This window comes from Exiguobacterium sp. s102, assembly GCF_018618635.1.
Classification (GTDB): Bacteria; Bacillota; Bacilli; order Exiguobacteriales; family Exiguobacteriaceae; genus Exiguobacterium_A; species Exiguobacterium_A oxidotolerans.
Window position 1 is genome coordinate 91,368 of sequence record NZ_JACSML010000006.1, and the last position, 19,455, is coordinate 110,822.

The 19,455-nt window shown below is 48.2% G+C and carries 19 protein-coding genes; 12 read left to right on the forward strand and 7 right to left on the reverse strand.

Annotated features, from left to right (window positions below; genetic code table 11):
* Positions 1 to 44: 44 nt before the first annotated feature.
* Complete coding sequence (locus KNQ02_RS13315) at positions 45 to 659, reverse strand: TetR/AcrR family transcriptional regulator (RefSeq protein ID WP_088836061.1); 615 nt, start codon at positions 657 to 659, stop codon at positions 45 to 47.
* A gap of 193 nt (positions 660 to 852) precedes the next feature.
* Between KNQ02_RS13315 and KNQ02_RS13320 the strand changes: the two genes are divergently transcribed.
* From KNQ02_RS13320 to KNQ02_RS13335, 4 genes are all read left to right on the forward strand, one after another.
* Positions 853 to 1,509: an HlyD family secretion protein gene (locus KNQ02_RS13320; RefSeq protein ID WP_088836060.1), complete on the forward strand. Its 657-nt coding sequence runs from the start codon at positions 853 to 855 to the stop codon at positions 1,507 to 1,509.
* A gap of 12 nt (positions 1,510 to 1,521) precedes the next feature.
* Positions 1,522 to 3,216: a DHA2 family efflux MFS transporter permease subunit gene (locus KNQ02_RS13325; RefSeq protein WP_214808839.1), complete on the forward strand. Its 1,695-nt coding sequence runs from the start codon at positions 1,522 to 1,524 to the stop codon at positions 3,214 to 3,216.
* Between the two features lie 122 nt (positions 3,217 to 3,338).
* Positions 3,339 to 3,881, forward strand: coding sequence for a hypothetical protein (locus KNQ02_RS13330; RefSeq protein ID WP_159174009.1), 543 nt, complete (start codon positions 3,339 to 3,341; stop codon positions 3,879 to 3,881).
* A 128-nt stretch (positions 3,882 to 4,009) separates the two neighbouring features.
* A complete protein-coding gene (locus KNQ02_RS13335; RefSeq protein WP_088836057.1) occupies positions 4,010 to 4,567 on the forward strand; it encodes a nitroreductase family protein in 558 nt (185 codons plus the stop codon).
* Positions 4,568 to 4,814: 247 nt separating this feature from the next.
* Here KNQ02_RS13335 and KNQ02_RS13340 read toward each other — a convergent pair whose 3' ends face one another.
* Genes KNQ02_RS13340 through KNQ02_RS13350 form a run of 3 tightly spaced genes read right to left on the reverse strand, consistent with a single transcriptional unit; the run spans position 4,815 to position 7,787 of the window.
* Positions 4,815 to 6,020, reverse strand: coding sequence for a CDP-glycerol glycerophosphotransferase family protein (locus tag KNQ02_RS13340; protein WP_214805681.1), 1,206 nt, complete (start codon positions 6,018 to 6,020; stop codon positions 4,815 to 4,817).
* 31 nt (positions 6,021 to 6,051) lie between these two features.
* Positions 6,052 to 7,077, reverse strand: coding sequence for a ribitol-5-phosphate dehydrogenase (locus KNQ02_RS13345; RefSeq protein ID WP_029332337.1), 1,026 nt, complete (start codon positions 7,075 to 7,077; stop codon positions 6,052 to 6,054).
* Positions 7,074 to 7,787, reverse strand: coding sequence for an IspD/TarI family cytidylyltransferase (locus KNQ02_RS13350; protein WP_029332336.1), 714 nt, complete (start codon positions 7,785 to 7,787; stop codon positions 7,074 to 7,076). The genes KNQ02_RS13345 and KNQ02_RS13350 overlap by 4 nt, the downstream gene beginning before the upstream one ends.
* 309 nt (positions 7,788 to 8,096) lie before the next feature.
* On the opposite strand from KNQ02_RS13350, the gene KNQ02_RS13355 reads away from it, so the two are divergent.
* The 3 genes from KNQ02_RS13355 to KNQ02_RS13365 all read left to right on the forward strand — a co-directional run bounded on the left by KNQ02_RS13355 (position 8,097) and on the right by KNQ02_RS13365 (position 12,334).
* Entirely contained in the window at positions 8,097 to 9,860 is a 1,764-nt protein-coding gene (locus KNQ02_RS13355; RefSeq protein WP_239456790.1) for a CDP-glycerol glycerophosphotransferase family protein, read from the forward strand.
* Positions 9,857 to 10,918, forward strand: a complete 1,062-nt coding sequence (locus tag KNQ02_RS13360; protein ID WP_088836055.1) for an acyltransferase family protein — start codon at positions 9,857 to 9,859, stop codon at positions 10,916 to 10,918. The genes KNQ02_RS13355 and KNQ02_RS13360 overlap by 4 nt, the downstream gene beginning before the upstream one ends.
* A 219-nt stretch (positions 10,919 to 11,137) precedes the next feature.
* Positions 11,138 to 12,334 carry an MFS transporter gene (locus KNQ02_RS13365; protein ID WP_029332333.1) on the forward strand — a complete coding sequence of 399 codons (1,197 nt, stop codon included), beginning with the start codon at positions 11,138 to 11,140 and terminating at the stop codon, positions 12,332 to 12,334.
* Positions 12,335 to 12,481: 147 nt separating this feature from the next.
* Here KNQ02_RS13365 and KNQ02_RS13370 read toward each other — a convergent pair whose 3' ends face one another.
* Positions 12,482 to 12,934 (reverse strand): DUF4385 domain-containing protein, encoded by a 453-nt coding sequence (locus KNQ02_RS13370; RefSeq protein ID WP_214808842.1) that lies wholly within the window; start codon positions 12,932 to 12,934, stop codon positions 12,482 to 12,484.
* A 53-nt stretch (positions 12,935 to 12,987) separates the two neighbouring features.
* Positions 12,988 to 13,614 carry a TetR/AcrR family transcriptional regulator gene (locus KNQ02_RS13375; protein WP_214808845.1) on the reverse strand — a complete coding sequence of 209 codons (627 nt, stop codon included), beginning with the start codon at positions 13,612 to 13,614 and terminating at the stop codon, positions 12,988 to 12,990.
* A gap of 110 nt (positions 13,615 to 13,724) precedes the next feature.
* On the opposite strand from KNQ02_RS13375, the gene kynU reads away from it, so the two are divergent.
* Genes kynU through kynB form a run of 4 tightly spaced genes read left to right on the forward strand, consistent with a single transcriptional unit; the run spans position 13,725 to position 17,892 of the window.
* Complete coding sequence (gene kynU / locus KNQ02_RS13380) at positions 13,725 to 15,002, forward strand: kynureninase (protein WP_214767651.1); 1,278 nt, start codon at positions 13,725 to 13,727, stop codon at positions 15,000 to 15,002.
* A gap of 10 nt (positions 15,003 to 15,012) precedes the next feature.
* Entirely contained in the window at positions 15,013 to 16,395 is a 1,383-nt protein-coding gene (locus KNQ02_RS13385; RefSeq protein WP_214770570.1) for an amino acid permease, read from the forward strand.
* 20 nt (positions 16,396 to 16,415) lie between these two features.
* Entirely contained in the window at positions 16,416 to 17,255 is an 840-nt protein-coding gene (kynA, locus tag KNQ02_RS13390) for a tryptophan 2,3-dioxygenase (RefSeq protein WP_088836049.1), read from the forward strand.
* A gap of 13 nt (positions 17,256 to 17,268) precedes the next feature.
* Positions 17,269 to 17,892 (forward strand): arylformamidase, encoded by a 624-nt coding sequence (kynB, locus tag KNQ02_RS13395; RefSeq protein ID WP_214802768.1) that lies wholly within the window; start codon positions 17,269 to 17,271, stop codon positions 17,890 to 17,892.
* A gap of 257 nt (positions 17,893 to 18,149) precedes the next feature.
* On the opposite strand, the gene KNQ02_RS13400 is transcribed toward kynB, so the two are convergent.
* The gene (locus KNQ02_RS13400) at positions 18,150 to 18,797 is read right to left on the reverse strand and encodes a cyclase (RefSeq protein WP_214770561.1); all 648 of its coding nucleotides are present in this window, start codon (positions 18,795 to 18,797) and stop codon (positions 18,150 to 18,152) included.
* Positions 18,798 to 18,947: 150 nt separating this feature from the next.
* Between KNQ02_RS13400 and KNQ02_RS13405 the strand changes: the two genes are divergently transcribed.
* On the forward strand, positions 18,948 to 19,451 hold the full coding sequence (locus KNQ02_RS13405; protein WP_214802765.1) for a hypothetical protein: 504 nt from the start codon (positions 18,948 to 18,950) through the stop codon (positions 19,449 to 19,451).
* Positions 19,452 to 19,455: the final 4 nt, after the last annotated feature.

Genomic DNA, 19,455 nt, shown 5'->3' on the forward strand with positions numbered 1-19,455 from the left:
AGTGCCATTCCCTCACATCGGAATGGCACTTTTTAGTTCATTTTTTAGACAGTCCCAAGGCCTGTCTGAGGAAAACCAATACTTTCAACTGTTCCGAAGACGATCATCTGACTGAGCTGATTTGCCATATACTCGGAGGAATACGGACGATCATTTCGTAACCACGACATCAAGAGCCCGAGTTGACCACCAATGACGTAGTTCAGTAATAAATCCCGATCCACCGGAACAGAGACACTTGTCGTCTCCCGGAAAGCAAGACGGTAGTTTTCTTTTAACGTATCCAAGAAACGGGAGATGAACGTCTTGACTGTTCCTTGGAGCAGCATCGTCCGGTAAAAGCGCTCGTTTTGCTCAATGTGGATGAACAAACGTGCAAAGTAACGACTGACGCGTTCGACTGTCGGAGGCTCGGCCGATTGTTTTCCTGTAATCCGAATCGCTTCTGCGAGCAACGTCATGTGCTCCTCAACGATTTGATCCAGCAAATCGTATTTATCTTTATAGTGCGCATAGAAGGTCGAACGATTGACCTCAGCACCATCCGTCAACATTTTGACGGTGATCGTCGAAAAGGAATGGTGTTCAAGTAAATGAAATAGCTCTGTCGTAATACGTTCACGTGAACGTTTAGGACGTGGATCGCACGACTGATTCATTTAAAATTCAGCTCCTTTTTACGTATTGTATCCGTTAACAAAGACTTTTCCAACATTTCGTCGGAAATTGTTGGTTGTTTGTTTGTTATGCACCCATATAATTAACTGTATTAACTACTCCTCCCCAGAGGAGTCTTTTTTATGAGACCGCACTGGGGCGATCAGCTAGTAACAGAAAGGATGCAACTTACTCATGAACATGAAGAAATTATTAATCATCAATATTTTAACGCTCGTCGTTTTAATTGGTGGTGGTGCGATCGGTTATTATTACTACGATCAAGCAACAAGTTACGTCAAAACAGAAAATGCCAAAATCGACGGTAAGATGATTACGATTGCTAGTCCTGGCGCTGGAAAACTCACTGACTGGACGGCAAAAACAGGACAGACACTCGATAACGGGGCGACACTTGGTCACGTCATGATAGCACAAACTGGTCAAAAACCGGTTGATGCGTCAATCGAAATGCCAGCAAAAGCAACCGTCGTTCAGTCGATGGCGACAGAGAACGGCTTTGTTGGTGCCGGTACGCCGCTCGCTTACGGATTTAACTTAAATGAATTATGGGTCACAGCAAACGTCGAAGAAACAGAAATCGATGAAGTCAAAGTCGGTCAAGCCGTCGATGTCTATGTCGATAGCTATCCTGATACAACACTTTCGGGTGAAGTCGAACAAATCGGGATGACAACAGCAGGCACGTTCTCGATAATGCCGTCATCGAACGGAAACGCAAACTATACAAAAGTCGCGCAAGTGATTCCCGTGAAGGTATCGCTCTCACAAGAAAAATCACTCGACATTCGCCCTGGTATGAATGTGACCGTCCGCATTCATAAGGATTAAGGAGGGACGCTTATGTCTACGACCTTCCTCTTTGGATACATTGTGTTCATGCTTGTCACGTTCCTTGCAGTCAATTTGATTGCACGCCGGGCACGGCAACCGCGGGTAGCTGGCGCAGGAGGTCCGGCGCTTGATGAAACATTGATTGAAGCAGAAGCGGTTGGCGCGATTCCAGCCGCCCCTGCTCCGCAAGCGCAAGCGACGATTTCAACGGAAAACATCAGTATCCCGAAAGTCATCACTGTCCTGTTAATTGGAATGTTCATCGCGATTTTGAATCAGACATTAATCAACGTCGCTCTTCCTGTCTTGATCAACGACTTCAACGTCACGACGTCGACAGCACAGTGGTTGACGACCGGGTTCATGCTTGTCAACGGAATCTTGATTCCAATCAGTGCGTTCCTCATGCGAAGCTATACGTTTCGCCGCTTGTTTCTTGTCTCGATGACGTTGTTCTTCTTCGGATCGATCATTTGTTCGATGGCGATGAACTTCCCGGTCATGATGATCGGACGTGTGGTCCAAGCAGCCGGAGCCGGTGTCTTGATGCCGCTCGGTACGAACGTCTTCATGACATTGTTTCCACCCCATAAACGGGGAGCTGCGATGGGCATGCTCGGGATTGCGATGATTCTTGCACCGGCGATCGGACCAACGATCACAGGATATGTCATTCAAAACTACGATTGGCACGTCATGTTCTATGCAATGGCCTTCTTTGGTCTCTTAACACTTTTACTTGGATTTGCCTGGTTCAAACTCGTCCAACCGTTATCAAAACCAAAGTTCGATGCTCTCGGTGTTGTCTTTAGTACGATCGGGTTTGGTAGTCTCTTATACGGATTCAGTGAAGCCGGAAACGACGGTTGGGACAGCCCTGTCGTCATCAGTACGATTGTCATCGGGCTACTTGGTATTGCCGCCTTCGCTTTGCGTGAGCTTGCGATGGACGACCCGATGCTTAACATCCGTGTCCTAAAAGTACCGGAATTTTCATTCACCCTCTTCATTAACGTCATCGTCACGATGGCCTTGTTCGGCGGGATGTTGCTGCTGCCGATTTACTTGCAGAGCATCCGTGGTTTTTCACCCGTCGACTCAGGTCTCTTATTACTGCCTGGTTCATTGATCATGGGAATCACCGGTCCTTTCGCCGGTCGACTGTTCGACCGGTTCGGCATTCGACCGCTTGCCATCTTCGGTCTGACGTTGATGACGTACGGAACATGGGAATTGACGCAACTTGATTTGAACACGTCTTACTATTCCATCATGGGCATCTATATGCTCCGGTCCTTCGGGATGGCGTTCATCATGATGCCGATTATGACAGCTGGCATGAACGCTCTGCCGATGAAGATGATTCCTCACGGAAACGCGACACAAAATACATTACGCCAAGTCGCTGGATCAATCGGGACGGCCATCCTCGTCACGGTCATGACCCGTCAGACGACAGCTCATCTCGCGGACGATGCCAACCAGTTTACGACACTTGACCCAACACTCTCGCAACACCTTGGTGAGCTCGGACAACAGCTTGGTAGTCCACAAGCCGCATCCGTTAGCTGGTTGGCGCAATTGACGAAACAAGCGACGATCAGTGGAATTACAGATGCCTTTTGGGTGGCGACTGTCTTGTCTGCTCTTGCACTCGTATTGTCATTCTTCCTTCATGGAAAAAAAGAACCGAATTTAGATTAACGTGTCTTATCCAGCCAGTTGACGGCACATCGTCAGCTGGCTTTTTAATCGTTCACCTTTGCACTTCTTCTCTAATATCGATACACTAGGTTCATTGAGTTCATATCAAAAGGAGATGCTTTATGGTTGCCTTCCTTCAATTTTACGCGTTCATTTTCGCCTGTTGCTTCGCGTGGCAGGTCGGACGACCATCTCTTTCCTGGTCGCAAAAAATCTCGCGTGCGTTTTTAACGAGTATCAACAGTCTCTTCGTCTTTTTCCGTGCTTCGGTCTCGATTTTCTTACTCGTCGGTCCGTTAGTGCTTGTCTCGTACTATGTCTTTCCGAACCTCTTACAGTTCGAAGGTGGTCTCGCAATCGTCATCAGCGTGCTCGTGATTGGTCTAATTGATCGGCTCGTCAGCCTCGTCATCTTACCGCTTATCCGCTCGTTTTTCTTGAAGCGTAAACGCATCATGCCGCAGTTGCTTGAAGCAACTTTTTATACGTTGTCCATGACGGTCTTGCTTTACATTAACTTGACGGCTGTTCCGGGTGTCGAACTCGGACTTGCGATCCCGATTTTCTTTGGTTTCACAATTTATTTTGCACATTATTTAATGGCATTACTGCGATTACGCCAAGTCAAAAAGAAACTCGCTACGACAGCAAGCAAAAAACAATAACCACATGAAACGAACGATGACTTCCATTGAATTCTAGTCACCGTTCGTTTTATTTTTCGGATTACCATTGACAATGATAATCGTTATCATTTATATTTTAAGAGTACTTAGGTCAGGAGATGATAGTGATGAATGCACGACAACTCATTTTAGAACGACGTTCGGTTCGTTCCTACACCGATCAACCTGTTCCATCCGAAATGATTGAAGAAATCTTAGAAGCAGCAATTTATGCACCGAATCATAAGTTACGCGAACCATGGCGTTTTGTTCTCGCGATTGGTGAAGGACAAGTCCGGTATGTCGAACAATTGATGGAGCTCCTTGAAGCACGTGGTCAATTCGATCAAAAAACGGATGAGCAACGCCTATCATTTAAAGAAAAAATAAGTGAAGTCCCGGTGTTCTTGACGGTCCTTTATCACGTTCAAGGAACAGACGATCAACAGACAGAAGATTTACTTGCGACTGCTGCGATGATTCAAAACATCCAACTGCTTGCATCGGAACTTGGTTTAGGAAGCTGCTGGAAAAGCGGGAAACATTGGTTTACAGACGAATATGCGACACTCGTCGGTGCCCATGATGAAGAACGTGTCGCCGGTGTCATCCAACTCGGTTGGCCTGCGATGATTCCACCACTAAAAAAACGGACACCTGCCCGCGAAAAGTTAACGCACTTTTAAGGAGTGCGCATCCTGCGAGCTACCCCTGCTCGCACCAATCAAGCCCCATTTATAGAGTCATAAGCGATTATTTTGCAACTTCCTCCCCAAACGAAGTTGATCAAATAATCGCTTTTTCTTCTGCACGCTTCCCTCATTCCTGTCAGAAAACCGATTAAAAAAACCCGGATGATTCTCACTTTTTTTTAAAAGCAGAATCGTCCGGGTTTCTCTATATACTGTGTGATGTCCTTCAAGATGATCGTATTTACACGATTGTCGTTTTTTCAGGTGACACTGCAGGCGACTGCACATGATCTAACAGATGATCCACGATGCGTTTTGTCGCTTGCCCATCTTGATACGTGAAGAATTGACGGGCGAATTCCTCAATCTTCTCTGATTCGAACTGCCCTTGTTTCACCCAAGCGATGACTTCGTTGAACGAGGAAACAATCGGCCCCGGGACAAACGATTCATACGGGAAGTAAAAATCACGTTCTTCCTTATAGGATGTCAAATCATTCACGAGGAAGATGATTGGTTTTTTGAGTAAAGCGAACTCAAAGATGACGGACGAATAATCCGTGACCAAAATGTCTGAAATCTGCATCAAATCATTGATATCCGGATAATCCGTCATATCGATGATTTGGTCCGAAAATTCAGCCGGGACGACAGGACGATTAAGCACGAACGGATGCATCCGTAACAATAAAATATACTCGCTCCCGAGCTCTTGGCGGAACTGTTCGAAATCGAGTTCCTCATCATAATGTGCCGTCGTCTGACCGTTGCCCCGGAAAGTCGGAGCAAGAAGAATGATTTTCTTCGAACGCCACTCCGGATGGTCAGCATACAGTTTTTGTTCGACATGTGCTTGGCGCGCCGGATTCAAGAGTTGATCCGTTCGTGGGACACCGAGTGGATGAACACGGGCCGCGTCCATCCCGAATGCTTCAGCATACGGTTCGATACAGGCTGTTCCCGAGACATAGACTTTCGAGTAGTTTCGGTGAATTTGAACCATCTTCAAGTAATCATCGTCCGGTGAATAGGATTTATCGAGCACACTGTAACCGAACTTTTTAAAGGCGCCACATGCATGCCACAGTTGAATGACCTCAGTCCCTTGACGCAGTGACGAGACATAGACCGGATAATAGTAGTCATCGATGATGAAATAGCGGGCAGTCGCGAGTTCATACGTCGCCCGCATCATGTGGAAGACGTATTTAATCTGACCGAAAAGACCTTGTGGGAACCGCTTTAACAGGAACACATAGCTGAATCCAAGATCGCGGCTCTCAAGTTCGTCATAAACGGCACGGAAGTTATCAACGAGCTTGTCTGAACGATATGTCGCAAACACGACTTTTTGCTTGTCAATCGGCAAGCGTCTCGCAAGCCAATACGTCATGACCAGTAAATAATGAACCGTCCGCCGCTGAATTAAACGTATTTTTTGTTTCATGAGTGATCCCTTCTGTTGCACCTACTAATTTTTACATGCACCATTCCATGACGGTTTTTCCGAAACGGTTCGTTAAATCGCTTTCGAACGCTTGATGGATGTCCTCGATTTGACGAATTTGGAATACACCTGCGACTAAGTTCGACAAGTATTCTGGAATATCCGGGTACGTTTGATACAGTTCCATCGTCCGAGCGAAGTCCGTTGGTGTACTGCGACTCGACCCATAGACACGTAATCCTTTTTCGAGAATCATCCGTGTATTGACAGAAACAGGCTCCTCAGATACACCGAGCAATGCCATCGTCCCTTCTGGAATGATATAGTCAATCATTTGATTGATTGCATATTGACTGCCGATGCCGCCTACACACTCAAACCCGTGATTGAAGGCAACACCTTCTGGAATTTGGTCGATATGATACGTCTCATCCGCGAACGAGAAGTAATCGAGCTTCGATTGTGTTTTTCCGAAGACGAGTAATTTCGCTTCCGGATACAGTTTACGTAACAACAGTGCTGTGATGAAACCAAGGTTTCCGTCACCCCAAATTCCGAACGTTTCCCGACGCGCATGTGCGATTTGGTCGAAACGTGTCACGGCGTGTACAGCGACACTGACGAGTTCTGTAAAGGCTGCGACTTCCGGGTTAAGATCTGCCGGTACTTCGACGAGACGATCGGCTTGAATGAAAACATAATCTTGCATGTAGCCATCATAACCGCTTGAACGGAAACGACTTGTCCGCAAGTAGTTTTCGCCGATGATGTCATCCGTCTCAGACGGCGTATTCGGTACCATCGCAACGAGCGTCCCTTTTGCGAATGTTCCCGACGGGTCATGAACGACTTTTCCGATTCCTTCGTGAATCATCGCCATCGGTAATTTTTTCGCGAGTACTTCTGCACTACGGCTTCCTGTGAAGTAACGTTGATCCGCGTGACAGATTGACAAGTAAGTCGGCCGGACGACGACGCGATCAGATTTTAACGACCGCTCATCATACGTCACCTCGATTTGACGAGGTGCAACGAGTTGATAGACTTGGTTAATCATTGGTTAATCCGCTCCTTCAGGATTGCGTTAGCAATACGTAAATCATAAGGTGTCGTGACTTTGATGTTGAAGAGTTCTCCTGTGACGAGTGCGACATCTTCACCTTTGAGCAATAGAATCTTACACGCATCCGTTAAGATGGCACGCTCTTCAGCAGACAAGGCTTCATAATGTGATTTCAGCTTCGTGATTTGGAAGCTTTGTGGTGTTTGCCCTTGATACATCTGGTCACGGACCGGAATGTCTGTGATTGTTTTTCCGTCTGTCGATGCAACGATTGTATCGATGGCTGAAATGACAGTATCACATGCACCATACTCAAGTGCTGTCGAGATATTTTCTTTAATGATCCGGTGTGTCAGGAATGGACGGACCGCATCGTGCGTTACGATAATATCTTCATCTGTGATGCCATTCTTTTCGTCGATCCAGTTGATCGCCGCCATGATGGATTCGTTCCGGTCATTTCCACCAGCCGTGATGACGATGCGCTCATCTTGTCCGATGTATTTTTCTAAGATATCGCGTGTATAGTTAATCCACGCTGTTGGTGTGACGATGATGACACGGTCAAAATCATCGTTCAGTAAGAATTTTTCGACCGTATGGACGAGAATCGGACGTTCCCCAATTGAAAGAAATTGTTTTGGACGATCGACGTTCCCCATGCGTGTTCCTTTTCCCCCAGCTAAAATTGCTGCATAAATCATCTTGTATCGCAGATGTCTCATCCGTCGCGTGACGGCGCTGTCATGAAACAACCTGCTTCCCTCCCTTATCAAAAATCTTTTTTGGTTTCCACCTACCAGCGATGTGGGTATATCTTCGAATAGAGTCGGATAATCGGATCACACTTGACGAAAAAAACAAAAAAAATATACAAAGCACTATTTTTTTTGCTTTGTCACGATATAATGATTGGTGATTTCTAATACAACTATACTATGTTCCTGGTGATTTTAAAAACCTATTACTTTTGTGTAAATACATTGTAATCATTTACGTGAGGAGAGATTGTTTTGACAGAAGAAACACTGATGCCGACTTTACAAGCGAAAGTCGACTATTTAGAGCTTGCCGGTACGACATTCCGCTTTGAGGCACGCTTGTTTGGATTAACTGAATTCTTGCAAGCAGAACAATTACTTTTCGAAAACCCGACAGCACAAGAAGGACAGGAAACAGAACGAGAAGATGACTACATTCAATCGGAAGCACCAGAAGCACCCATTCCGCTTGAACGTGCCATCGTCTTCCGCAATAAACGGAATAAACGGACGTTCATCCTCCGCTTCCCATTTGAAGGGGACTGGACAGAAGAGACCTTTACCGGCTCATTGAACCTCAATCACATCACACCGACGGGACGTCCTTTACCAATGGGCTATTTTGATGCCTTCTTCGCAATCGTCCAGGGCAACTCGATTTTACACGAAGCCCCATTCGGCGACACACGTGCACTGATTCCGGTCATTTACCGTGTCGATACGAAACATAGCAATCTGTTATTGAAACTCGAATATGAACTGGTCGTCCAACATTCTGAGTATAGCAACACCTTAAGCTTCCATTCCCTAAAACGCGGGGAGTCAAAACGTTTCATCCGGATGATTGACCGGTACAACAAATATAAAAAGGATTTCCGCAAACGCGCCTTTAAATTCCGTCGGTTTACGTTTAAAGCCATCTACAACGTCACGAAATGGACGCAGCCGATTGCGGAAGACAAAGTCTTGTTCGCTTCCGACTCACGGAGTGATGTCAGCGGAAACTTCGCCTACATTCTCGACGAAATCGAGCGACGCGATTTGAACCTCGACGTCAAGACATTCTTCAAACCGAATCTTCAATCCCGACGCGACTGGCGTGATAAATTCACATTGCCATATCACCTGGCGACAGCCAAAACAATTCTCGTCGATGATTTCTATCCGATGATCTATCCACTCAAAATCCGTAAAGGAACGGACCTCGTCCAGGTATGGCATGCTGTCGGAGCATTCAAGACGTTCGGTTACAGCCGCCTCGGTAAACCGGGTGGTCCAAGCGCCAACTCGCTCAGTCACCGGAACTATACGAAAGCAATCGTCAGTTCACATAATGTCGCGCGCCACTACGCTGAAGGATTCGGTCTCCGCGAAGATCAAGTCATCGCAACAGGCATTCCGCGGACGGATATGTTCTTCGACCAGGACTACATCGCTGCTGCGAAAGAACGGATTTATGAAGATTATCCAACATTCAAAACGAAAAAAGTCATCATGTTCGCGCCGACCTTCCGCGGTAATGGTGCGAAAAGTGCTTATTACGACTTCGACCAACTTGATTTAGATGCTTTGTACGAAGCGTTCCACGAAGAGTATGTCTTCGTCTTAAAAATGCATCCATTCGTTCGTCGTCGGATGGAAATTCCAGAACTGTACGCTGATTTCTTCATCGATTTGACGGATCACCGTGAAATCAATGAGTTGTTGTTCGTCTCAGACATTTTGATTACGGATTATTCTTCGACGTGTTTCGAATTTTCACTCTTGAACCGACCAATGTTGTTCTTTGCTTATGACTTAGACGACTACATCTCTAAACGTGACTTCTATTACGACTTTGAAGAATTCGTGCCCGGACCAATCGTCAAAAATTCGGATGAATTGATTGAACGGATTAAAAATGAAGACTTCGAAATGGACAACGTCAAAGCGTTCGCTGAGTACTTCTTCGAGCATCAGGACGGGAAATCAAGTGCCCGGTTCGTCGATCAAATCATTCTTGGAGAAAACAAATGACGGTTGCTCCAAAGCCGATTCCCGTGCCGGCTTACGATCACTGGCTCGGGAATTACAAAGTCTTGTTGATTTTCACGGTCGTCTTCGGTCACTTGATCGAGACGTTCCGCAATCTTGACGGCAATGATTCGGTCCAAATCGCTTACAATGTCATCTACTTGTTGCACATGCCGGCCTTCATCTTCATGAGCGGATACTTCTTCAAACAAGTCCGACCAAAACGAATCATTTCGTTTGTCGTTCTCTATTTTATTTGGCAGTCGATTCATGAAGTCTACCTGGCTTATGCGAACGATAAGACGCTCGAAGGACTGATTGACGGATTACTTCATCCGCTCGTCCCAAGCTGGACATTGTGGTACTTGCTCGGCATTATCATTTGGCAAATCGTCACACCGGGATTCCTCATCTTACGCTTCCCGCTCTTGGTCAGTGTCGCTGTTGCGCTTTTAATCAATGCAGACCCGGGTGCGATCACAAACTTCCTGTCGCTCCAAAAGGTGATTAGCTTTTATCCGTTCTTCTTGATGGGCTATCTCGTCAAAGAACGCGGATGGTTAGCGAATGACGGCTTCCGCGATCGGTTGACGGGGCCTGCCGGACGACTCGTCGGTCTCGTCGTTTCACTGACGATTGCGATTTTTATGGGCATCTGGACAAAAAACGGTTTTGATACGGCATGGCTCTTTTACCGGGATACATACGGTGAATTTGAGGTCTCTCTCCTTAAGGGAGCGGCGACGCAACTGTTCCTTTATGCAGTCAGTACGGTCATGATTTTCTCCGTCCTCCTGATTGTCCCAAGACGATCTTTCGGTGAACGGTTTGACGAAATCGGGATTCAGACGTTAGCGATTTATTTACTCCATTCGTTCATCGTCCGTCTCTTCCGGGATTCCTTACCACCGGCCATCGCAGAATCACCGTTCCTGTTGATCGGCTTAGGGCTCTTGCTCGCGACAGTTCTTGTCTTTGTCCTGTCGAGTCGCCCGGTCGTCCGGATTTTGCGACCGTTGCTATCGCCGAATGTGAATTGGTTATTCAAGAAAACAAGCTGATGCTTTACCTGATACGTGTAGAAGCAGGTGACTTCATCTAAAACATCCAAAAAGGGATTGTCCATCGATTTTCAGATGGCAATCCCTTTTTCCGTATCCATTTCAAAATCAATCCGGTCTTTTCAGCCCTCTAAATTGACACAATCTTTCTCTTGAAACTAAGATGATAAGGATGACACAATAATCGCTTACATAAGCGCGCAGAAAGAAGGGGTCCCCTTGCAAGCGGATCAACGTAAAAAATTAACGGTCTTGATGATCAACATGTTCATCGCCGTCGGGAGCTTCGGGATCATCATTCCGATTCTGCCTGCTTATCTCGCCTCCATCGGACAAGGTGGAACGGCTGCCGGGCTGATGATTGCCATCTTTGCCGGCGCCCAGCTCGTCATGTCTCCCGTTGCCGGAAAATGGGCCGATCAATACGGCCGTCGCAAGATGATCATCTATGGACTGATTGGTCTGACACTGTCGATGTTCGTCTTTTACTTCTCGAACTCGGTCGCAATTCTTTATCTGTCCCGTGCAATCGGTGGTATCGGTGCTGCCTTACTGATTCCGGCAATCTTTGCTTACGTCGCCGATATCACGACGATGGATCAACGGGCGAAAGGAAACAGTTATGTCTCGGCCGCGATGTCGCTTGGAATCGTCATCGGACCGGGAATCGGTGGGTTCCTCGCCGAATATGACTTAAAGTTGCCGCTACTCGTCTCAGCTCTTGTCTCGGGACTCGCCGTCTTGTTCAGCATCTTGTTGCTCAAAGAAAGTGATGTCCATGACGCAACAGCGATGGCACCGGACGAAGGATCGATGCTCAGTAAAATCGGTGCGTCGTTCCAAAAACCGTACTTCGTCCCACTCGTCATTACACTTGTCATGAGTTTTGGTCTGATGGCGTATGAATCCGTCCTTGGTCTCTTCATTGATAACCAATTCGGTGCTTCACCAAAGGATATCGCCGTCATGGTGACATCGACGGGTATCATCAGCGTTATTGCTCAAATCTTTATCGTCGACAAAATCACCCGGAGTCTGGGTGAAGGCAAAGTATTGAATATCTTTTTATTGATTGCGACACTCGGGTTTCTCGTCTCACTCTTCGCCTCGAGTTACGGCGGCTTCTTCGCCGTCACGCTGGTCATCTTCCTCGCGACGTCGATTTTACGACCTGTCTTGAACACGATGATTTCAAAACTCGCCGGGAACGAACAAGGCTTTGCGATGGGGATGAACAATGCCTATATGAGCATCGGAAACGTCCTCGGACCAACACTCGCCGGTCTGCTGTATGACGTCAATATCTTATATCCGTTCATGCTGGGACTTGTCTTCCTCGCCGTGACGTTAGTCGGCTCTGTCGTATGGCAACGCCGCCAGTCCCGGTTGATTGAAAAAATCGAACGTACGTCTTAAGTTTCACCCACTAAAAAAGAGTAGGACGACTCCGGATATATAGCGGAGACCGTCCTACTCTTTGTTTGTCGTACGATATCTAAAAAGACTGACAGCCTACTTGAATTTTTAATGAGATGCTTCTCGATACTTCGTCGCTCTTTTCCTTTATCCATATGCCTTTTGATGGGCTTTTTTTAACTTCAGGTAACCTTCATCGGCCCGGATCAAATCCCACTTCTCTTGAAAGATTTCAGCGGATTTTGCTTTTTCCGGGTCGATGTCCCGTTCGTTCAACTCACCTTTTTCTTTATCCTTATATTTCCGCCCTCCCGGATAATTCGCATAACGGCGGGCACGCGTGTGTCCCATCTGAATGAACTTCCGTGCCATATCCATCCCGACGAAATCACCCGCCGCTTTATAGGCTAAGTACATTTCATAGATTTTTTCAGAGGACTCCTTTGCAATCTCCGGTGTCTTGAACCGCCAGTGCGGCAGGATTTCACCTTTATACGGTTCGACAAGCAGGACACCTTGCTCCCCCCGTCCGACGCGGTATTTTTCCGGTTCCTTCCGAAAGTCCGTCGTCTCGAAATCGATCTCATAATCAAATGCCACGGTTCCCACATCCCTTTAGTTAATTACAGGACAATTCCCCGCCATGCCTTCACTTAATCTTCTCGATACAATCCATGTGCATACACTTCCGTCAGCGTCCGCGCAATCTCATCAATCGTCGCCGTCGTTTCTGACCGGACGACTTCAAACAAATACATTTCATTTGCGAAAAACCACCCGCGTGCGACGAGTTTCGGATCAAGATCCATCCGGGCAAGCCCTTGCTGCTGGGCATATAAAATGTCTTGGCTGATTTGTTCAATGAACCGTTCCCGAATTTGTTTCCACTTCGTCCGGACGACGTACGATACGCCAATCGCTTGCTCGACGATCCGAAGCATCGCCCGCTCCTCATCCGCTAATCGAAGAAAGGCCGTCGCCTGTTCCAAAATCTGCTGTTTTGCGTCCGCACGCGAACGCGGCTCAAACACTTGCTCGGCAATTTTGTAAAACTGGTCCATGACGTCTTCCATCAGGACGATCAACAATTCATCCTTCCCTTCAAAATGAACGTATGCCGTTCCGTAACCGACACCTGCTTGTTTGATGATTTGTGAGATGGTTGCCGTTTGAAAGTCTTGCGATAAAAAGACGTCACGTGCTGCAACGAGCAGCTTTTCACGTGTTCGCACCGTCCGTAGATGACGTTTGTCGACTTTCGCCTGTCCTGGTTCCTTCATCCTCACACCACTCCTTTTGATTCGTTATTCGATAATATTGACACAGTGTCAATTTGTTTGCTACGCTTTTGTCAAAATTGATTGAGGATTCAGTTCGAGGAGGAACCGAGATGACACTTACCGCAAACCGTGAAGATGCAGTCCGCATGGATCAGCAAGACCAACTTGCACCGTACCGTAATGAATTTTATCTCCGTGAAGGGTCGATTTATATGGATGGCAACTCGCTTGGTCTCTTATCCAAACGTGCCGAACAGACATTGCTTGAGTCGCTGGCCGATTGGCGCGAACTCGGAATTGACGGCTGGATGCAAGGACGCCATCCTTGGTTCGAATTGTCGGAAAAACTCGCTGCCTTAAACGCCCCACTCGTCGGCGGGCGGGCAAACGAAGTCATGGTGACAGGCTCGACGACCGTCAACCTGCATCAACTCGTCTCGACGTTCTTTGCGCCGAGCGGACAACGGACAAAAATTTTAGCAGACAGTCTGACGTTCCCGTCAGACATTTATGCCCTGCAAAGCCAGCTTCGCTTACGTGGACTCGACCCAGCCGAGCACCTTGTCCAAGTCGAGAGTCGTGACGGACGTTTCCTTGACGAAGAGGATTTAATTGCTGCAATGACAGATGACATCGCCTTGATCGTCCTCCCGACCGTTTTATACCGGAGCGGGCAAGTCCTCGACATGGAGCGCTTGACGAAGGCCGCCCATGACCGGGGAATCCTGATCGGTTTTGACGGCTGTCACTCCGTCGGTGCCGTCCCCCATGCGTTTCACGACTGGGGCGTCGACTTTGCGTACTGGTGCAACTATAAACATTTAAATGGTGGACCGGGAACCGTCGGTGGTCTATTCGTCCATGAGCGGCACTTCGGGACACTCCCCGGTTTAACCGGGTGGTTCGGTTCGCGCAAGGACAAACAATTCGACATGGATCACACATTGACGCCGGCAGAAGATGCGGGTGCCTTCCAGATTGGAACACCACATGTCTTAAGTCTTGCGCCGCAAATCGGTGCCCTCGAACTGTTCGCAGAAGTCGGAATCGGTGCCGTCCGGGAAAAATCGCTCGCCTTGACGGATTATATGATGCGCCTGGTCGATGAAGAACTTGCGCCTTACGGCTTCTTTATCGGAAGTCCTCGCGATCATAAGCAGCGTGGTGCACACTTGAGCCTCGAACATCCGGAAGCGGCGCGGATCTGTAAAGCGTTAAAAGCCCATCACATCATTCCCGACTTCCGTGCACCGAACATCGTTCGCCTCGCACCGGTCGCATTGTACAATACGTTTAGCGATGTCTACGACGTCGTTGCGACACTGAAGACCATTATGGAAGAGAAGGAATACGCGCAATTCGCAAATGAACGCGAAGTCGTCGCGTAAGGAGGTCATCATGAAAGAACACCCTACTGAACTACGACGTGACTTAAAAACACGTCAACTGACGATGATAGCGATGGGGTCTGCCATCGGGACGGGACTATTTCTCGGAAGCGGTCTCGCGATCAGTCTCGCCGGACCAAGCGTGCTGATCAGTTATGCGATCGGCGCCTTCATCGTCTTATTACTGATGGGCTGCCTCGCCGAAATGACGGTCGCCCATCCGACTTCCGGTGCGTTTGGAACAATTGCCGAACGCTATATCAGTCCCTACGCCGGCTTTCTCGTCCGCTATTCGTACTGGGTCGCGAACGTTCTCGCCATCGGGGTCGAGGTCAGTGCGATTGCAATTTACATGAAATACTGGTTCCCGGACGTTCCCGGTTACTTATGGATTTTATTGTTTGCCGGTGCACTCATTTATATCAATGCTACGACGGTCCATACGTTTGCGACGTTTGAATACTGGTTCTCCGTCATCAAAATCAGTGCCATTCTCATGTTCATCGTTCTTGGTGCGTACTTGATCATCGGTAGTCCGGCACCGGAAATCGGCCCGCAAAACTTCACGAATGATGGCGGATTCATGCCGTTCGGAATTTCCGGTCTGTGGGTCGCCGTCTTTATCTCGCTCTTTAGTTTTATCGGAACAGAATTAATCGCGGTCACGGCGGGTGAAGCAAAGGACCCGGACGTTGCCGTGCCGAAAGCATTAAAAGCGACGGTCTTCCGTCTCTCGACGTTTTATGTTCTGACGATCGCCGTCATGTTGATGATCGTCCCGTGGCAACAGGCCGGTGGGATTGATCAAAGTCCGTTCGTCAAAGTGATGGAGCTTCTGTCGATTCCGTATGCAGGCGGCATCATGAACTTCATCATCCTGACAGCTGCCTTGTCAGCGATGAACAGTCAACTGTATGCCTCGACGCGGATGATGTACTCGCTCTCGAAAGCGACCTACGCCCCGCGGATCTTCAGTCGTCTGAACGCAAAAGGTGTTCCGCTGTTCGCACTCGGAATCTCGACACTCGGTATCTTCTTAGCTGCCGTCATCAGCAGCCAATCGAGCGTCTCCTACCCGTTCATGATGGGGATTTCGATGTTCGGTGCGATTTTCACCTGGTTCATGATTTTTATTTCCCACCTCTACTTCCGCAAAGCCTGGGAACGGGACGGAGGGCGGAAACTACCTGTCCGGATGATGGGGTATCCGTATTTGACGGCGCTCGGCGCGATCTTGTTAGTCGCGCTCGTCATCACGACATGGTTCACGGACTTCCAAATTGTCCTGAAGTTCGGAATCCCATGGTTGATTTTCTTGACGATTGCCTACGCGTTTTGGAAACGAAATCATCCACCGCAAGCAGATCAACAGAAACGTTCACAATCACTTTAACGTAAAGGGGATCGATTGGAATGGAACAGACCGGTCACAATGGAATCGAGTCGACGATTCAAACGGATTTCAAGAAAGACATGTCGTACGGGGATTATTTACAGCTTGATCCACTACTCAGCAGCCAACACCGCTTATCGGATCATCATGATGAAATGCTGTTCATCATCATCCACCAGACAAGCGAGCTTTGGATGAAGTTGATTTTGCATGAGATGACGGCTGCGACAAAGGCAATTGCGGACGATCAGCTTGAACGTTCATTCAAGATGCTCGCCCGTGTCTCAAAGATTCAGCAACAATTGATTCAATCCTGGTCCGTCCTCTCGACGTTGACACCGGCAGAGTACCTCGAGTTCCGGGATTCGCTCGGGCACTCGTCCGGTTTCCAGTCCTATCAAAACCGGCAAATCGAATTTGCACTCGGCTTTAAAAACGCGCAGATGTTGCGTGTTTATGAACATGAAACAGAATTATTCGCTCAGCTGAACAATGATTTAAAAACGCCCAGCATCTACGATGAGACCGTCCGCGCGATGGCACGACGCGGTCTCGCGATTGATTCTGCTATCCTTGAGCGCGATGTCACACAGGACTGGGAAGCTGATGCCAGTGTCGAAGCAGCCTGGGGTGAAATTTACCGTGACGTCGCACAATACTGGGACCTGTACGAACTCGGTGAGAAGTTACTCGATATCGGCAGCCAACAACAAATGTGGCGCTTCAATCACATGAGTACGGTCGAACGGATCATCGGACAAAAACCGGGTACGGGCGGCTCGTCCGGCGTCAGTTATCTCCGGCGTGTCCTTGACCACCGCTTCTTCCCGGAACTCTGGTCCGTCCGTACAAAATTATGAGGGGGAATTCCTGATGAACCGCTGGATTGATGTTTCACAACCACTGTCTTCGTCCGTGACGACATGGCCGGGAGATACGAAGTTCGACTATACGATCAGTTGGAGTAAGGCTGACACCGGGTCCGTCAACGTCGGTAAGGTCACGATGAGCTTACACACGGGCACACATATCGATGCGCCGTTCCACTTTGACGATGCAGGCAAAAAAGTCATCGAACTCGACCCCGATCTTTACATCGGTCATGCACGGGTCATCTACTTACCCGGTCGGACGGAACTCGTCGCAAGTGACCTTGACAGATTCGATTTGACGGATGTCCGCCGTCTCATCATCAAGACGGACGGCTGGGTCGATAAATCGGTTTTTCCTGAGTCGATTCCCGTCCTGACACCCAGTCTCGCCGAGCGACTCGGTACTCTCGGCGTCGAACTGATCGGTCTCGATCTTCCGTCCGTCGATGCGATCGACAGTAAGGAGATGGCTGCCCATCATGCCCTTGCGACACATGGTGTGCATATTTTAGAAGGACTTGTCCTCGATAAAATCGCACCTGGGGACTATCACCTGAACGCGGTCCCGCTCCCGCTCGTCGATGGTGACGGCAGTCCGGTCCGTGCGTTATTACGTCCGTATTGAACAGAAAAAAGAACGTTCTCGTTTTTTCGAGGACGTTCTTTTTTGACTGTAATGAAGTAACTTTCGGACAAACGTTTCACTTTTCGTGACTCCTACGGGGAAAAGTGCACGATTTTTGCGCTGTCAGAGGCAGGCAAGACCCTGCTACTTGGTTCGTTAGAACCAGGTAGCAACGGCTTGCGCCTCGCCCGAGGAAAGCACGAGAAGGAAGACACGTTTGTCAGTCACTCACTTCTAGAAACGATAGACAACACCGTTCAACGAATTACCGTCACGGGAAAGAGTGTTTCTTCAATCCGTTTCGTCACATGCGCAACCGTCGCAAGCGACTGATCGACTTGAAAACCGATATCTAACGAATGATTCGCTCCAGGAATCAGCTCAACCATTAAGTGACTGGCCCGGCACCGTTCGAGTGCCGACGTTTCATGAAAGCGGTCCGCATCGCCGATGACGAGTAATCCCCGTTGCCGACTTGCGACAATCCCTTCCGCGATGAAAGGCACGGTCAAAAGCGGCGTCAGTAAAATGACTGTCGCTTCCGAAAAAACCGGTCGTTGCATCAACGTAACGAGCGGACCCGTTCCAAGGGATTTCGCGATGAACTGGTGCGTCAGATAGGTTTTTTCTTGTAAGACTTTCGCGATGACGGCCTCGATCCGGCGAAGGATTTCGTCGTCCGCTTCCTCGTCCGGCAACTCATAGATGTCGTCCGACATATAGTGAATCTCAATGATATTGACATCATGGTTCAGCAACATCATCCGACTATAGTAAAAGTAAGGATGATCGTAAACATAACTTGCGCCTGACAACAAAAAACAGACCTGTGACGACTCGGAGTAGTAATGCGTATATGAAACCAGTTGCTTCCCGACTGCGATTGTTTCGTGACGGATATCCATTGAACTCCCCCTTTTTAATTTTCCTTACTTTACCATCGATACATTATAAGGTCCATTAAAATTCCATTTCCATTCTGTAGGAAAACGGTCACCTGGCACTGACGATTCTTTTGTACACTGAATCCATCACATATCCTCTGGAGGTGCAGAATGGATTCAAAACGAAATGATGGGTTGATTGCTGTCGGTCTCCTGTGCGTCGAAGCCGGTCTTTTTGGTTTCGGTCATGCGATGTCCGTTTCACCTGAAGTCAGTTCCGGTAACGGCAATCCGGCCATTTTATTGGCAATGCTGTTAATCTTCTTATTCGTCACCAGCGTCCGTTCCGTCATCCGTTTCCTGCACCGTCTTCAAGTCCGTCCACCCGGACTGACGATTTTGCTGCTGCTCAGCGGGAGTTCCGCGCTGTTCGGTTCAATCTATCAAATCCATCACTACCGGACGTACCGGGCTGACTTGATTGATCATTTGATGCATCGCGAAGGAACGACACGTGATTTAGAATACATTCGCTCCATCACATCCGTCTTCGACATCCATATGAATGATCAGACTTTCAATAGTACGACTTTTTTTATTTTTACTTGTGCCATCCTTCTCGTTAGTAGCTCGTTCCTGCTCCTCCATCACTGGTGGCTCAACGTACCCCGTTAAACCA

Excerpts from the sequence above, each read along its gene's own strand:
- KNQ02_RS13320 (WP_088836060.1), top strand. The coding sequence starts at position 853 with ATGAACATGAAGAAATTATTAATCATCAATATTTTAACGCTCGTCGTT.
- kynU (WP_214767651.1), top strand. The coding sequence starts at position 13,725 with ATGACACTTACCGCAAACCGTGAAGATGCAGTCCGCATGGATCAGCAA.
- KNQ02_RS13360 (WP_088836055.1), top strand. The coding sequence starts at position 9,857 with ATGACGGTTGCTCCAAAGCCGATTCCCGTGCCGGCTTACGATCACTGG.
- KNQ02_RS13350 (WP_029332336.1), bottom strand. The coding sequence starts at position 7,787 with ATGATTTATGCAGCAATTTTAGCTGGGGGAAAAGGAACACGCATGGGG.
- KNQ02_RS13325 (WP_214808839.1), top strand. The coding sequence starts at position 1,522 with ATGTCTACGACCTTCCTCTTTGGATACATTGTGTTCATGCTTGTCACG.
- kynB (WP_214802768.1), top strand. The coding sequence starts at position 17,269 with ATGAACCGCTGGATTGATGTTTCACAACCACTGTCTTCGTCCGTGACG.
- KNQ02_RS13400 (WP_214770561.1), bottom strand. The coding sequence starts at position 18,797 with ATGGATATCCGTCACGAAACAATCGCAGTCGGGAAGCAACTGGTTTCA.
- KNQ02_RS13405 (WP_214802765.1), top strand. The coding sequence starts at position 18,948 with ATGGATTCAAAACGAAATGATGGGTTGATTGCTGTCGGTCTCCTGTGC.
- KNQ02_RS13340 (WP_214805681.1), bottom strand. The coding sequence starts at position 6,020 with ATGAAACAAAAAATACGTTTAATTCAGCGGCGGACGGTTCATTATTTA.
- KNQ02_RS13335 (WP_088836057.1), top strand. The coding sequence starts at position 4,010 with ATGAATGCACGACAACTCATTTTAGAACGACGTTCGGTTCGTTCCTAC.
- KNQ02_RS13345 (WP_029332337.1), bottom strand. The coding sequence starts at position 7,077 with ATGATTAACCAAGTCTATCAACTCGTTGCACCTCGTCAAATCGAGGTG.
- KNQ02_RS13375 (WP_214808845.1), bottom strand. The coding sequence starts at position 13,614 with ATGAAGGAACCAGGACAGGCGAAAGTCGACAAACGTCATCTACGGACG.
- KNQ02_RS13315 (WP_088836061.1), bottom strand. The coding sequence starts at position 659 with ATGAATCAGTCGTGCGATCCACGTCCTAAACGTTCACGTGAACGTATT.
- KNQ02_RS13385 (WP_214770570.1), top strand. The coding sequence starts at position 15,013 with ATGAAAGAACACCCTACTGAACTACGACGTGACTTAAAAACACGTCAA.
- kynA (WP_088836049.1), top strand. The coding sequence starts at position 16,416 with ATGGAACAGACCGGTCACAATGGAATCGAGTCGACGATTCAAACGGAT.
- KNQ02_RS13330 (WP_159174009.1), top strand. The coding sequence starts at position 3,339 with ATGGTTGCCTTCCTTCAATTTTACGCGTTCATTTTCGCCTGTTGCTTC.